Here is a 13,631-nt window from a genome sequence, read left to right as displayed (position 1 = left end):
GATGAGCGAGAAACTGGATCTGGGTAGCTGGGTCAACGATGTCGTCCAGCACCTTCTGGACAACTACAGCGGTGCCTTCGAAAGTGTCGGCCAGGTGGTCAGCGGCTTCTCCGAGCTGATCGAACGCTTCCTCATGTGGCCGCCGGCCTGGGTGCTGATCGCGGTCTTCGTCGGCCTCGGCCTGTGGCGCATCGGGGTGAAGTTCGCCCTGTTCACCGCCGCCTCCCTGATACTCATCGTGCTCACGGGCTTCTGGGAGCAGACCGTGGTCACCCTCGGCCTGACCTTCTCCTCCACCCTGATCAGCCTGCTGCTGGGGATTCCCCTGGGGATCTGGGCCGCCAAGAGCGAGCGCGTGGCCGTCGTCATCCGCCCGATCCTGGACTTCATGCAGACCATGCCGGCGTTCGTCTACCTGATCCCGGCCGCCATGCTGTTCGGCCTGGGCCGGGTCCCCGGCATCATCGCCACCGTGATCTTCGCCATGCCCCCGGCGGTGCGCCTGACCGCCCTCGGCATCCGCCAGGTGAACAAGGAAATCGTCGAGGCCGGGCAATCCTTCGGCTGCACCGGTTGGCAGCTGCTATACAAGGTGCAGCTGCCCAATGCCATGCCGTCCATCATGGCCGGCGTGAACCAGACCATCATGATGGCGCTGTCCATGGTGATCATCGCCTCGATGGTGGGCGCCGGTGGCCTGGGTAACGACGTGCTCGCCAGTATCCAGCGCCTGGACATCGGCCTGGGCTTCGAGAGCGGCATGGCGGTGGTACTGCTGGCGATCATCCTCGACCGCATCACCGAGAGCTTCGGCACCCGCCAGGCGTCCCGGGGTCGCATGTTCGGCCGGCTCGGCGCCAGATTGCAGCGGCAGCAAGCGCAATAAGAACGCTTCACCTTCACTGTCAGGGAGTCGCTTAATGAAGAAAATCAAGAAAGTCGCAGCGCTGGGCCTGCTGGCCTGCGCACTGGCCCAGGGTGCCTGGGCCCAGGAACCGCAGAGCTGCAAGCAGGTGCGCTTCGCCGAAATCGGCTGGGCGGACATCGCCGCGACCACGGGCGTCGCCATGGTGCTCACCGAGGGGCTGGGTTATACCCCGCGCAAGATCATGGCCTCGGTTCCCATCGCCTTCACCGGCGTGAAGAACAAGCAGATCGACGTCTTCCTCGGCTACTGGGCGCCCTCCATGGACGCGGTGATCGAGCCCTTCACCAAGGACAACGGCGTGAAGGTGCTGCCGACCCCCAACCTCGAAGGCGCCAAGTACACCCTGGCGGTGCCGACCTACGCCGCCGAGTCGGGCCTGAAGAGCTTCCAGGACATCGCCAAGTTCAAGGACCAACTGGGCGGCAAGATCTACGGCATCGAGCCGGGCAACGACGGCAACCTGCTGATCGACAAGATGATCAAGGGCAACCAGTTCGGCCTGGGTGAGTTCCGCATGGTGGAATCCTCCGAAGCCGGCATGCTGGTCCAGGTCCAGCGCGCCGTGAAGAAGAAGGAACCGGTGGTGTTCCTGGGCTGGGCGCCGCACCCGATGAACACCCAGTTCGACATCACCTACCTGGCCGGTGGGGATGATGTCTTCGGTCCGGACTACGGCGCCGCCAAGGTCTACACCGTGGTGCCGCCGGATTACGAGGCGCGCTGCGGCAACGTCGGCAAGCTGCTGAACAACCTGCAGTTCACCGTCGAGATCGAAAGCCAGCTGATGGAGAAGATCCTCGAGAAAGAGGATCCGGTGAAGGTCGCCACCACCTGGCTCAAGGCCAACCCCGCCGCGCTGGACAAATGGCTGGCGGGCGTCACCACCTTCGACGGCCAGGACGGCGCCGCGGCCGTCAAGAAGCACCTCGGCCTCTGAACCCAGGGCTCCCCTGAGCCCGCTTCCTTGCATCACGCCCATCGTGGCCCGGTAACGGGCCACGAGAGGCACAGTCGCACCCCCGCTTTAGAACGGGCCATCGACCACGTAGTTGGCTGCCAATCCCACCTGATGGAGCAATACGTATGCGCAAGTTGAAATCCCTTTGTCTCAAGACGCTCGGCGTCGCCACCCTGGCCCTCGGCATGGGCATGGTCCAGGCCGCCGATAAACCCACCCTGAAGATCGGCTTCGTCAATGGCTGGGACGACAGCGTCGCCGCCAGCTACGTGGCCGGCGAAATCCTCAAGGAAAAGCTCGGCTACGGCATCGAGCTGAAGCCCGTCGAGCCGGCCATCATGTGGCAGGGCGTAGCCCGGGGCGACCTGGATGCCACCCTCTCCGCCTGGCTGCCAGCCACCCACGGCGAGTACTACGCCAAGCTCAAGGACAAGGTCGTGGTGCTGGGTTCCAACTACACCGGCGCCAAGATCGGCCTGATCGTGCCTGACTACGTGCAGGCCAAATCCATCGAGGACCTGAATACCTACAAGGCCGACTTCGACGGCAAGATCACCGGCATCGACGCCGGCGCCGGCGTGATGCGCCGCACCGAGGACGCCATCAAGCAGTACAACCTCGATATCAAGCTGATGCCCAGCTCCGGCCCGGCCATGGCCACCGCCCTGACCCGTGCCGAGAAGGCCCAGAAGCCCATCGTGGTGACCGGCTGGATCCCGCACTGGATGTTCGCCAAGTGGAAACTGCGCTTCCTCGAAGACCCGAAGAAGGTCTTCGGCGATGACGAGCACGTCGACACCGTCGTGAACCCCGGCCTGGAAGCCAAGGCTCCCGAAGCCACCGCCTTCCTGAAGAAGTTCTCCTGGTCCGGCGAGGAAGTCGGCGCCGTGATGCTGGCCATCCGCGAAGGCGCCAAGCCGGAAGCCGCCGCCAAGGACTGGATCGCCAAGAACCCGCAGCGCGTGGAGGAGTGGCTGAAGTAAGCCGCACCACCTTCCCCCTGAAAGCCCCCGCCGGCCAGCGCCTGCGGGGGCTTTCCATTTCGGCTGGCGCCAGCCTCCCCGGAGCCGCCCGCCGGGCACGGCCGTGCAAGGGTTGATTGATCGATCAATCCTGTTCCCCCTAGACTGCGCGCTCCCGATTCCCGCACAAGATGGTGGAAATACCCGATGCCCAAGGTCGGAATGCAGCCGATCCGCCGCTCGCAATTGATCCAGGCCACGCTCGAAGCCGTCGACCAGGTAGGCCTGGCCGATGCCAGCATCGCTTACATCGCCCGTGTCGCCGGCGTTTCCAACGGCATCATCAGCCACTACTTCCAGGACAAGAACGGCCTGCTCGAAGCCACCATGCGCCACCTGATGTCGGCCCTCAGCGGTGCCGTACGCAAGCGCCGCGCGGCCCTGCGGGACGACAGCCCCCGCGCGCACCTGCGGGCCATCGTCGAAGGCAACTTCGACGACAGCCAGGTCAGCGGCGCGGCCATGAAGACCTGGCTGGCCTTCTGGGCGGCGAGCATGCACCAGCCGTCCCTGCGCCGCCTGCAGCGGATCAACGACCACCGGCTCTACTCCAACCTCTGCTGCGAGCTGCGCCGCGCCCTGCCCCAGGACCAGGCGCGCATCGCCGCCCGGGGCCTGGCCGCGCTGATCGACGGCCTCTGGTTGCGCGGCGCCCTGTCCGGGGACGCCTTCAATATCCAGCAGGCCCTGCAGATCGCCTTCGACTACCTGGACCAGCAGCTGGACAAGGCCGAGGCCTGAGCCCCAACAGAAGGGTCTTCCCGGATCATCGGCGAAGGGGAGTGCTCAAGCGGGATTGGCAATCTTGTGTGAGATCTCGTGGGCGCCCAGCTCATTACCCTGTGGGCTGAAGGTTTCTGTTTCGCCTTCCCAGGCGAGTCCCTTTTCCAATCGTTGAAAAGGAACCAAAAAACTTGCCCCTGCATCCGGCCCGGCTACGCCGGGTTCCCTCCCTGCATCGTCGCTCCGGGGGCCCGGCACGAGGGGCCATCCATGGCCCCGCGTGCCTCTCGCGGCATCCATGCCGCTCGGCCACCTGCGCAACGATTCCGCTCGGCCTTCTGAAGGGGCGATTCGCACGACTTCACCTTCATTGCGTCATTTCGGGTCCGTAAAGGCTTCAGGGCTACCTGGACTCGCCAGCGCGAGTCACCCCTCTCCTCTTCAGGGAGAGGGGCGGGGGTGAGGGAAACATCCGCAAGCTGGGAAATCGTCAGGGCACTCACACCAGATTGCCAGCCAGGCGTGAACAGGCATTCCCCGACAATCCGCGACGCATCAAAAAAGCCCGGTCAACTGACCGGGCTTCTTCGTTGTCGACGTCTCGCCGCTCAGGCGGCCTCGCCGCGCAACTCGACCACCTTGGCCGGGACGGGCGCCGGCTGCTGCGCCGCCACGTCCGCCTTCATCTGCTTGAGCAGGGCGAACATGTAGAGCAGCAGCACCACCGAGAACGGCAGGCCGGCCAGCACCACCACCGTCTGCATCGCGGTGAAGTTGCCGGCGAAGAGCAGGCCGATGGTCGCCAGGGTCACCACCACGGACCAGAAGATCCGCAGCCAGTTGGGCGCGTCCTCATCCAGGTCGCCTTCCTCCCGGGACAGGTTGGCCAGCATCACCGAACCGGAATCCGCCGGGGTCAGGAAGAGCACGAAGCCCACGCAGATGGACAGGCCGATCACCACCTTGGACCAGGGGTAGTGCTCCAGCAGCAGGTAGATGGACATCGCCGGCTGCTCCAGCGCGGCCTTGCCGAGGTCGGCGGCGTTCTGGTTCATCACCAGGTCGATGGCGCTGTTGCCGAACACCGACAGCCAGGCCAGGGTGAAGCCCAGCGGGATCAGCAGCACGCCACTCACCAGCTCACGCACGGTACGGCCTCGGGAAATGCGCGCCACGAACATGCCGACGAAGGGTGCCCAGGAAATCCACCAGGCCCAGTAGAACAGGGTCCACAGGCCCATCCACTCCTCGCTCTTGCCGGACTGGCCGGTGTAGACGTAGAGGTCGAAGGTCTTCAGCACCAGGCCGTTGAGGTAATCCCCCAGGTTCTGCACGAAACCGTTGAGCAGGTGCAGGGTCTGTCCGGCCAGCAGCACGAACACCAGCAGCCCGCTGAACAGGATGATGTTGAGGTTCGAGAGGCGGCGGATGCCCTTCTCGATGCCCGACACCGCGGCCAGGGTGGCCACCGCGCTCATCACCAGGATCACCGCCAGCAGGGCGCCCTGGCTGTGGGGCAGGCCGAACAGGTACTCCAGGCCCGAGGACACCTGCAGCGAGCCGATGCCGAGGTTGGTCACCAGGCCCAGCAGGGTCACGAAGATGCCGAAGCAGTCCACCGCGTTGCCCACGCCGCCTTTCATCCGCCGCTCGCCGAACAGCGGGTAGAGCGCCGAACGCAGCGCCAGCGGCTTGTTGTGGCGGTAGGCGAAGTAGCCCACCGCCAGGCCCACCAGCGCATAGATGGCCCAGCCATGCACGCCCCAGTGGAGGAAGGTCAGCTGCAGCGCCTGGCGCGCGGCCTGCTGGCTGCCCGGCTGCCCTTCCGGCGGGTTGAAGAGGTGGTCGATGGGCTCGGAAGCGGCGAAGTAGAGCAGCGAGATGCCGATGCCGGAGGAGAACAGCATCCCGGCCCAGGCGCCGTAGCTGAAGTCCGGCTTGCTGTCGTCGGCCCCCAGGCGCAGCTGGCCGTAGCGGGAGAAGGCGACGTAGAGGACGAAGAACAGGTAGGCGCCGATGGCCAGCATGTAGTACCAGCCGAAGCTGCGGGACAGCCAGGCCTGGGCCTTGCCGAGCAGGGTGCCGGCGTCTTCGGGGAAGGTGATCAAGGCGACCGTGAGAAGCAGGATCAGCGCCGTGGACCCGAAGAACACGACCGGGTTCAAGCGCACCTTCCCAGGGCTTGTTGTTATTGGAGCTTGGCTCATGAAGGACATTCCAGGGCAGTGAAAGCAGACGCCAAAGGGCGCAAAACAGACCCGCGCCTTCGGCCGGCGACGAACGGATTCCGCCGGCCGAAGGCCTGGAATCAGGTGCGGCGAACTGCCGCATCCCGATCCACGGCGCGGAGCATATTCTTTGTTGTTTGAACGATCAATCAAAATAAAGTAGGCTGGATTTCAACCCGTCCGGAATGGTTCCGGAAGAGGAGGAAATCCCCCATGCCCAAAGTCGGAATGCAGCCCCTGCGCCGCACCCAGTTGATCCACGCCACGCTCGACGCGGTGGACCAGGTGGGCATGGGCGACGCCAGCATTTCCTACATCGCCAAGCTGGCGGGCGTCTCCAACGGCATCATCAGCCACTACTTCCAGGACAAGAACGGCCTGCTCGAAGCCACCATGCGCTACCTCATGGGCGACCTGCAGGACGCCGTGCGCAAGCGCCGCGTCGCCATGGGCGACGACAGCGCGCGGGGCTACATCCGCTCCATCATCGACGGCAACTTCGACGAGACCCAGGTCAACGGCCCGGCCATGAAGACCTGGCTGGCGTTCTGGGCCAGCAGCATGCACCAGCCCGCCCTGCGCCGGCTCCAGCGCATCAACGACCTGCGGCTCTATTCCAACCTGTGCTGGCAGTTCCGCCGTGAACTGGACCCGAACAGCGCCCGCGCCGCCGCTCGCGGCCTGGCCGCGCTGATCGACGGCCTCTGGTTGCGCGGCGCCCTGTCCGGCGAGGCCTTCGATACCGAACAGGCCCGCCACATCGCCTACGAATTCCTTGATCAACAACTGGCCAAGCAGGCGGCCTGACCGCCCGGCCGCCTTGCGCTCAACACTTACAAGAGAGGACACCACCATGGCTCGATTCGACGAACAGAAGCTCTACATCGGCGGCGGCTATGTCGACGCCACCAGCGGCGCCACCTTCGAGACCGTCAACCCCGCCACCGGCGAGGTCCTGGCCAAGGTCCAGCGCGCCAGCAAGGAGGACGTCGAACGTGCCGTCGCCAGCGCCATCGAGGGCCAGAAGGTCTGGGCCGCCATGACCGCCATGCAGCGCTCGCGCATCCTGCGTCGCGCCGTGGACATCCTCCGCCTGCGCAACGATGAACTGGCCGCGCTGGAAACCCTCGACACCGGCAAGCCCCTGGCCGAGACCCAGGCGGTGGACATCGTCACCGGCGCCGACGTGATCGAGTACTACGCCGGCCTGATCCCCGCCCTGGAAGGCGAGCAGATCCCCCTGCGCGAAACCAGCTTCGTCTACACCCGCCGCGAGCCGCTCGGCGTGGTCGCCGGCATCGGCGCCTGGAACTACCCGATCCAGATCGCCATGTGGAAATCCGCCCCGGCGCTCGCCGCCGGCAACGCCATGATCTTCAAGCCCAGCGAAGTCACCCCGCTGACCGCCCTGAAGCTGGCCGAGATCTACACCGAGGCCGGCGTGCCGGACGGCGTGTTCAACGTGCTCACCGGCAGCGGCCGTGAAGTCGGCCAGTGGCTGACCGAGCACCCGCAGATCGAGAAGATCTCCTTCACCGGCGGCACCTCCACCGGCAAGAAGGTCATGGCCAGCGCCTCCAGCTCCTCGCTGAAGGAAGTGACCATGGAACTGGGCGGCAAGTCGCCGCTGATCATCTTCGACGACGCCGACCTGGACCGCGCCGCCGACATCGCCGTCATGGCCAACTTCTTCAGCTCCGGCCAGGTCTGCACCAACGGCACCCGCGTGTTCGTGCCCAAGGCGCTGGCCGCCGCCTTCGAGGCCAAGGTGCTTGAGCGCGTGAAGCGCATCCGCCTGGGCAATCCGGAAGACCCCAGCACCAACTTCGGTCCGCTCACCAGCTTCGCCCACATGGAAAGCGTGCTGGGCTACATCGAGGCCGGCCGCAAGGAAGGCGCCCGCCTGGTGATCGGCGGCGAGCGCGTGAGCGACGGCGAGTTCGCCAAGGGCGCGTACGTGTCGCCCACCGTGTTCGCCGACTGCCGTGACGACATGACCATCGTCCGCGAAGAGATCTTCGGCCCGGTGATGAGCATCCTCACCTACAAGACCGAAGAGGAAGTGATCCGCCGCGCCAACGACACCGACTACGGCCTCGCCGCCGGCGTCGTCACCCGCGACCTGGCCCGCGCCCACCGCGCGATCCACAAGCTGGAAGCCGGCATCTGCTGGATCAACACCTGGGGCGAGTCCCCCGCCGAAATGCCGGTGGGCGGCTACAAGCAGTCCGGCGTCGGCCGCGAGAACGGCATCACCACGCTCGCCCACTACACCCGCATCAAGTCGGTGCAGGTGGAACTGGGCGACTACGCCTCGGTGTTCTGAGCAGACGATCCAGCGCGCCGGGCGCCGACGGCTGATCCCCACAGCCGCGGCGCTCCCGCCTTCCGCTTTCATCCCTCCGAAGGAGGAGACTATCCAATGGAATTCGATTACATCATCGTCGGCGCGGGCTCGGCCGGTAACGTCCTGGCGACCCGCCTGACCGAAGACGCCGACGTCAGCGTCCTGCTGCTGGAAGCCGGTGGCCCCGACTACCGCCTCGACTTCCGCACCCAGATGCCCGCCGCCCTCGCCTTCCCGCTGCAGGGCCGCCGCTACAACTGGGCCTACGAGACCGATCCCGAGCCCTACATGAACAACCGCCGCATGGAGTGCGGCCGTGGCAAGGGCCTGGGCGGCTCCTCGCTGATCAACGGCATGTGCTACATCCGCGGCAACGCCCTGGACTTCGACGGCTGGGCCAAGCTGCCGGGCCTGGAGGACTGGACCTACCTCGATTGCCTGCCCTATTTCCGCAAGGCGGAAACCCGCGACATCGGCCCCAACGACTACCACGGCGGCGACGGCCCGGTGAGCGTGACCACGCCCAAGGCCGGCAACAACCCGCTGTTCCACGCCATGGTCGAGGCCGGCGTGCAGGCCGGCTACCCGCGCACCGACGACCTGAACGGCTACCAGCAGGAAGGCTTCGGCCCGATGGACCGCACCGTGACCCCGGAAGGCCGCCGCGCCGCCACCGGCCGTGGCTACCTGGACCAGGCGCGCAACCGCCCGAACCTGACCATAGTCACCCACGCGCTGACCGACCGCGTGCTGTTCAGCGGCAAGCGCGCCATCGGCGTCACCTACCTGCAGGGCAACAGCGACAGCGCCGTGACCGCCCACGCCCGCCGCGAAGTGATCGTCTGCAGCGGCGCCATCGCCTCGCCGCAGCTGCTGCAACGCTCCGGCGTCGGCCCCAGCGCCCTGCTGCGAGACCTGGACATCCCCGTGGTCCACGACCTGCCCGGCGTCGGCGCCAACCTCCAGGACCACCTGGAGCTCTACCTGCAGTACGCCTGCAAGGAACCGGTGTCGATCTACCCGGCCACCAAGTGGTGGAACCAGCCGGCCATCGGCGCCCAGTGGATGTTCCTCGGCACCGGCCTCGGCGCCAGCAACCAGTTCGAAGCCGGTGGTTTCATCCGCACCCGCCCGGAATTCGCCTGGCCCAACATCCAGTTCCACTTCCTCCCGGTCGCCATCAACTACAACGGCAGCAAGGGCGTGCAGGAACACGGCTTCCAGGCCCACATGGGCTCCATGCGCTCGCCCAGCCGGGGTCGCATCCACCTCAAGTCCCGCGACCCGCGCCAGCATCCGAGCATCCTGTTCAACTACATGTCCCACGAACAGGACTGGCAGGAGTTCCGCGACGGTATCCGCCTCACCCGCGAGATCATGGCCCAGCCGGCCCTCGATCCCTATCGCGGCCGCGAGCTGAGCCCGGGCGTGGACAAGCAGAGCGACGCCGAACTGGACGACTTCATCCGCAACCACGCGGAAACCGCCTTCCACCCGTCCTGCTCCTGCAAGATGGGCACCGACGACATGGCGGTGGTGGACGGCCAGGGCCGCGTGCACGGCGTGGATGGCCTGCGGGTGGTGGACGCCTCGATCATGCCGGAGATCATCACCGGCAACCTCAACGCCACCACCATCATGATGGCCGAGAAGATCGCCGACCGAATCCGTGGTCGCCAGCCGCTGCCCCGCAGCACCGCCCGCTACTACGTGGCCGGCGACAAGCCGGTTCGCGGCACGCCGATGCGCAAGCTGTAAGCGCAGCGGCATCAACGAAGACGGCCCCTGGCGCAGCGCGCCAGGGGCCGTTTCGTCTTCCGGGAAAGACCGCCCTCCCGCTACTGCTCCGGCAGCTCCTGGCGGATCATCCAATGGCCGCTGGGCGGCATCAGGTGCGAGATGTCGAAACGCCCCAGGCTCCGCTTGTCGATCACCTCGATGCGCGGGCTGACCCGTTCCGGCATGCCCTTGCCTTCCAGCGCCCGGACCGCCAGGTCCACCGCCACCCGCGCCTGGATCACCGGGGAATCCGTGGGGGCGGCCAGCACCGTACCGTCGGCGATCGCCTCCAGGACCCGCTCGGTGGCATAGAGCGACACCACCTGCGCCTTGTAGCGCTGCCCACCGGTGCGCACCAGCTGGCCGGCGAAGGCCGCCGCCTCGGCGTTGCCGAGGATGTAGTCCAGCTGTGGCTCGCGCGCCAGCAGGCGGCGCACCAGCACCGCCTGGCTCGAGCGGTCCACCGGTCCGTAGCCGCCCGTGACCACCACCACCCGGCCCTCCACGCTGGCCTCGGCCAGGCCACGCTCGGCGTCCAGCACCCAGCCCGCATCCTGCGGCCCCGGTAGCCAGCCGACGCGAACCGGCCGCCCTTCGCTGTGTTCGAGGATGTAGTTCAGCGCCGCCCGGGCCATCTCGGCGAAGTCCACCTGGGAGCGGGCGGTCACGCCGGGGCACTCGATGCGGTTCACCAGGTCGATCACCGGGACCCGTCTGCGCGCCAGCTCGTCCAGCTCAGCGCAAAGCCCCCGGGTGTTGATCGCCGCGATCACATAGGCGTCGGCGGCCAACTGGATGCAGCGGGCCAGTTGCGCCTTCTGCATGGCCGCGTGCTGGTAGCCCCCCGCTTCGTAGACCCCGAGATGCACCCCCTGGCGCCGCGATTCCTCATCCAGCCCCCAGGCAACGCCCCACCAGTAGCGGTCCATGCCGTGGGGCAGCAGGGCGCAGATGCGCCAGGGCTTGCTCGCCGCCGTGAGGGGCCGGTAGCTGGCCTCGCGGCCATCGATGTTCACCGGCAACGGGAACCACTCCGTCGCCCGGACGGGAACGACGACCAGGAAACTCAGCAACAGGGCACAGAACGTCCGCATGGGCCATCCATGGTAGGGAAGGGTGAAGTCGAGGGAATAGTCGCAAGCCTAGCAGCCAATCGCCACCCCGCTCTTGTCCGGGGTCAACGGGCAGGGCCTGCGGCGGCAATCGCCTTCCAGGCGTCCCGGGAAAGCGTCCGCGCACCTCCGGCTGTACCCGGGCCTCGACGAGTGACCGGGAAGGCGCGCGGCGGCCTGCTACACTGCGCGCCATTTCGATCGACAGGCCCGCCCCGTGACCACCACCGCCTTCACCTCCCTGCCCCTTTCCCCGGCCACCCTGGCCAACCTGGAGAGCCTGGGCTACCGCGACATGACGCCGATCCAGGCCGAAAGCCTGCCGCTGATCCTCAAGGGGCGTGACCTGATCGCCCAGGCCAAGACCGGCAGCGGCAAGACCGCCGCCTTCGGCATCGGCCTGCTGGAGCCGCTGAACCCGCGCTTCTTCGGCTGCCAGGCCCTGGTGCTCTGCCCCACCCGTGAGCTGGCCGACCAGGTGACCAAGGAACTCCGCCGCCTGGCCCGTGGCCACGGCAATATCAAGGTGCTGACCCTCTGCGGCGGCGTGCCCTTCGGGCCCCAGGTGGGCTCGCTTGAGCATGGCGCCCACGTGGTGGTGGGCACCCCCGGCCGCGTGCAGGAACACCTGCGCAAGGGCACGCTGGTGCTGGACGGACTGAACACCCTGGTGCTGGACGAGGCCGACCGCATGCTGGACATGGGCTTCTACGACAGCATCGCGGACATCATCCAGCAGCTCCCGGCGCGTCGGCAGACCCTGCTGTTCTCCGCCACCTACCCGGACGGCATCGCCCAGCTGGCCAGGACCTTCATGCGCGACCCGCAACAGGTGAAGGTGGAAGCCCTGCACGACGACAGCCAGATCGAGCAGCGCTTCTACGAGATCGACCCGCGCCAGCGCATGGAGGCGGTGCTTCGCCTCCTGCAGGCCAACCGCCCGCAATCCTGCGTGGCCTTCTGCGCCACCCGCCAGCAATGCCAGGAACTGGAGGCGTACCTGCAGCAACAGGGCGTCTCCGCCCAATCCCTGCATGGCGACCTGGAACAGCGCGAGCGTGACCAGGTGCTGGCCCTGTTCGCCAACCAGAGCTGCAGCGTGCTGGTGGCCACCGACGTCGCCGCACGCGGGCTGGATATCGCCGGGCTGGAACTGGTGATCAACGTCGAACTGTCCCGGGACCCGGAAATCCACATCCACCGCGTCGGACGCAGTGGCCGTGCCGGCGAGAAGGGCCTGGCCCTGAGCCTGGTGGCCCCGGCGGAAGCCCAGCGCGCCCAGGCCATCGAGACCCTCCAGCAGTCTCCACTGAACTGGCAGCGCCTGGATGAGCTGATCGTGAAGAACCGCGAGCCGCTGTTGCCGCCCATGAGCACCCTGTGCATCAGCGGTGGCCGCAAGGAGAAACTCCGCCCCGGCGATATCCTCGGCGCCCTGACCGGCGAAGCGGGCCTGCCCGGCAGCCAGGTGGGCAAGATCGCCATCTTCGACTTCCAGGCCTTCGTCGCCGTGGAGCGGGGCGTCGCCAGGCAGGCGCTGAAGCGCCTGTCGGAAGGGAAGATCAAGGGGCGCAGCTACAAGGTGCGCATTCTCTGAGGCGGACTCAGTTCCCGGGCGGCGGGAGGCCGTGGCGGGCGAAGATCGCGGCGTAGGTCCCGTCTTCGCGCATGGCGTCCATGGCCTGGTCGAAATCCTCCACCAGCGCCTCGTGTCGCGGGTGGCTGCGACGCACCAGGATATGCAGGCCGTTCTCCGACAGCGGCCGGGGCAGGAACTCCAGCCGCTCGCGAATGCCCTTCAACTCGCCGTTGAGGTAGTAGCGGGCCACCAGCTCATCCTCGAGGGTCAGGTCCACCCGGCCGGCAGCCAGCATCCGGGCGCCCATCTGGAAATCCTTCACCATCACCTTGTCCAGGCTGACGTCGGCGTCGAAGCCCGGCAGGTAGCTGTAGCCACGCACCGCCGCGATGCTGTAGCGACCCAGGTCCGCCGGGGAGCGGACCTCCACCGGGGCGCCCTTGCGCTTGAGGAAGAGGATGCGATTGGTCAGGTAGGGCCGGGAGAAGTGGCCGAACACGTTGCGTTCATCGCTGTACCAGGCGTTCACCACCAGGTCGTACTCGCCCAGCTGCACCCCTCGCAGCACGCGGGCCCAGGGTGCCTGGACGTACTCGCTGCGGTGCCCCGCCCGCTTCAGGGCCGTGGCGACCAGTTCCGTAGCCAGGCCGTTGCCCGGCAACCGGGCGTCGGCGAAGGGTGGCCAGACATCCGCCGCAATGCGCAACGTCTCGGCGACGGTGTTCGTGCAGGCGAGCAGGAGGGCAACCAGGACAACACCACAACGATTCCTCATGCACAGGCATCCGAGATCAGGTTCGACCGGCAAGCTCGTCAAGACTGCACCAAATCGGGAATCGCCACCAGCGCCAGTCTGTACTTTCGTACCTGAATGTTCACTCAAGCCCCAGCGACTCTTCTCCATCACCTACATCGAATGGCTCGAGTGGCTGACAGCACGAATCGCCTCCCTTAG

Annotated in this window: 11 protein-coding genes; 8 read left to right on the top strand and 3 right to left on the bottom strand. The window is 66.8% G+C overall.

The window, feature by feature from the left end; all coding sequences use genetic code 11:
- The first annotated feature begins 1 nt into the window (after position 1).
- The 4 genes from KF707C_RS01790 (at position 2) to betI (KF707C_RS01775) (ending at position 3,649) form a co-directional block, all read left to right on the top strand.
- Positions 2–886 (top strand): ABC transporter permease, encoded by an 885-nt coding sequence (locus KF707C_RS01790; protein WP_003455437.1) that lies wholly within the window; start codon positions 2–4, stop codon positions 884–886.
- A 34-nt stretch (positions 887–920) separates the two neighbouring features.
- Positions 921–1,865: a choline ABC transporter substrate-binding protein gene (locus KF707C_RS01785; RefSeq protein ID WP_003455439.1), complete on the top strand. Its 945-nt coding sequence runs from the start codon at positions 921–923 to the stop codon at positions 1,863–1,865.
- 146 nt (positions 1,866–2,011) lie between these two features.
- Positions 2,012–2,869 (top strand): glycine betaine ABC transporter substrate-binding protein, encoded by an 858-nt coding sequence (locus KF707C_RS01780; RefSeq protein ID WP_003455445.1) that lies wholly within the window; start codon positions 2,012–2,014, stop codon positions 2,867–2,869.
- 186 nt (positions 2,870–3,055) lie between these two features.
- Positions 3,056–3,649, top strand: coding sequence for a transcriptional regulator BetI (gene betI / locus KF707C_RS01775; RefSeq protein ID WP_003455447.1), 594 nt, complete (start codon positions 3,056–3,058; stop codon positions 3,647–3,649).
- Positions 3,650–4,239: 590 nt separating this feature from the next.
- Here betI (KF707C_RS01775) and KF707C_RS01770 read toward each other — a convergent pair.
- On the bottom strand, positions 4,240–5,784 hold the full coding sequence (locus tag KF707C_RS01770) for a BCCT family transporter (protein ID WP_051050778.1): 1,545 nt from the start codon (positions 5,782–5,784) through the stop codon (positions 4,240–4,242).
- 288 nt (positions 5,785–6,072) lie between these two features.
- Between KF707C_RS01770 and betI (KF707C_RS01765) the strand changes: the two genes are divergently transcribed.
- The 3 genes from betI (KF707C_RS01765) (at position 6,073) to betA (ending at position 9,964) form a co-directional block, all read left to right on the top strand.
- On the top strand, positions 6,073–6,666 hold the full coding sequence (gene betI / locus KF707C_RS01765) for a transcriptional regulator BetI (protein WP_003455456.1): 594 nt from the start codon (positions 6,073–6,075) through the stop codon (positions 6,664–6,666).
- Between the two features lie 46 nt (positions 6,667–6,712).
- Positions 6,713–8,185 carry a betaine-aldehyde dehydrogenase gene (betB, locus tag KF707C_RS01760; protein WP_003455458.1) on the top strand — a complete coding sequence of 491 codons (1,473 nt, stop codon included), beginning with the start codon at positions 6,713–6,715 and terminating at the stop codon, positions 8,183–8,185.
- Between the two features lie 96 nt (positions 8,186–8,281).
- The gene (gene betA, locus KF707C_RS01755; RefSeq protein WP_003455459.1) at positions 8,282–9,964 is read left to right on the top strand and encodes a choline dehydrogenase; all 1,683 of its coding nucleotides are present in this window, start codon (positions 8,282–8,284) and stop codon (positions 9,962–9,964) included.
- A gap of 80 nt (positions 9,965–10,044) precedes the next feature.
- Here betA and torT read toward each other — a convergent pair whose 3' ends face one another.
- On the bottom strand, positions 10,045–11,079 hold the full coding sequence (gene torT, locus KF707C_RS01750; RefSeq protein WP_003455460.1) for a TMAO reductase system periplasmic protein TorT: 1,035 nt from the start codon (positions 11,077–11,079) through the stop codon (positions 10,045–10,047).
- A 235-nt stretch (positions 11,080–11,314) separates the two neighbouring features.
- On the opposite strand from torT, the gene dbpA reads away from it, so the two are divergent.
- A complete protein-coding gene (gene dbpA, locus KF707C_RS01745; protein ID WP_003455461.1) occupies positions 11,315–12,694 on the top strand; it encodes an ATP-dependent RNA helicase DbpA in 1,380 nt (459 codons plus the stop codon).
- 7 nt (positions 12,695–12,701) lie between these two features.
- Here dbpA and KF707C_RS01740 read toward each other — a convergent pair whose 3' ends face one another.
- Positions 12,702–13,451 carry a substrate-binding periplasmic protein gene (locus KF707C_RS01740; protein WP_003455462.1) on the bottom strand — a complete coding sequence of 250 codons (750 nt, stop codon included), beginning with the start codon at positions 13,449–13,451 and terminating at the stop codon, positions 12,702–12,704.
- Between the last annotated feature and the right edge of the window lie 180 nt (positions 13,452–13,631).

It is taken from the genome of Pseudomonas furukawaii (genome assembly GCF_002355475.1).
GTDB lineage: Bacteria > Pseudomonadota > Gammaproteobacteria > Pseudomonadales > Pseudomonadaceae > Metapseudomonas > Metapseudomonas furukawaii.
Note: the sequence above shows the minus strand (reverse complement) of the source record. Positions and strands in the feature narration are given on the sequence as shown.

Excerpts from the sequence above, each read along its gene's own strand:
- KF707C_RS01790 (WP_003455437.1), top strand. The coding sequence starts at position 2 with ATGAGCGAGAAACTGGATCTGGGTAGCTGGGTCAACGATGTCGTCCAG.
- betI (WP_003455456.1), top strand. The coding sequence starts at position 6,073 with ATGCCCAAAGTCGGAATGCAGCCCCTGCGCCGCACCCAGTTGATCCAC.
- betA (WP_003455459.1), top strand. The coding sequence starts at position 8,282 with ATGGAATTCGATTACATCATCGTCGGCGCGGGCTCGGCCGGTAACGTC.
- betB (WP_003455458.1), top strand. The coding sequence starts at position 6,713 with ATGGCTCGATTCGACGAACAGAAGCTCTACATCGGCGGCGGCTATGTC.
- torT (WP_003455460.1), bottom strand. The coding sequence starts at position 11,079 with ATGCGGACGTTCTGTGCCCTGTTGCTGAGTTTCCTGGTCGTCGTTCCC.
- KF707C_RS01740 (WP_003455462.1), bottom strand. The coding sequence starts at position 13,451 with ATGAGGAATCGTTGTGGTGTTGTCCTGGTTGCCCTCCTGCTCGCCTGC.
- KF707C_RS01785 (WP_003455439.1), top strand. The coding sequence starts at position 921 with ATGAAGAAAATCAAGAAAGTCGCAGCGCTGGGCCTGCTGGCCTGCGCA.
- betI (WP_003455447.1), top strand. The coding sequence starts at position 3,056 with ATGCCCAAGGTCGGAATGCAGCCGATCCGCCGCTCGCAATTGATCCAG.
- KF707C_RS01780 (WP_003455445.1), top strand. The coding sequence starts at position 2,012 with ATGCGCAAGTTGAAATCCCTTTGTCTCAAGACGCTCGGCGTCGCCACC.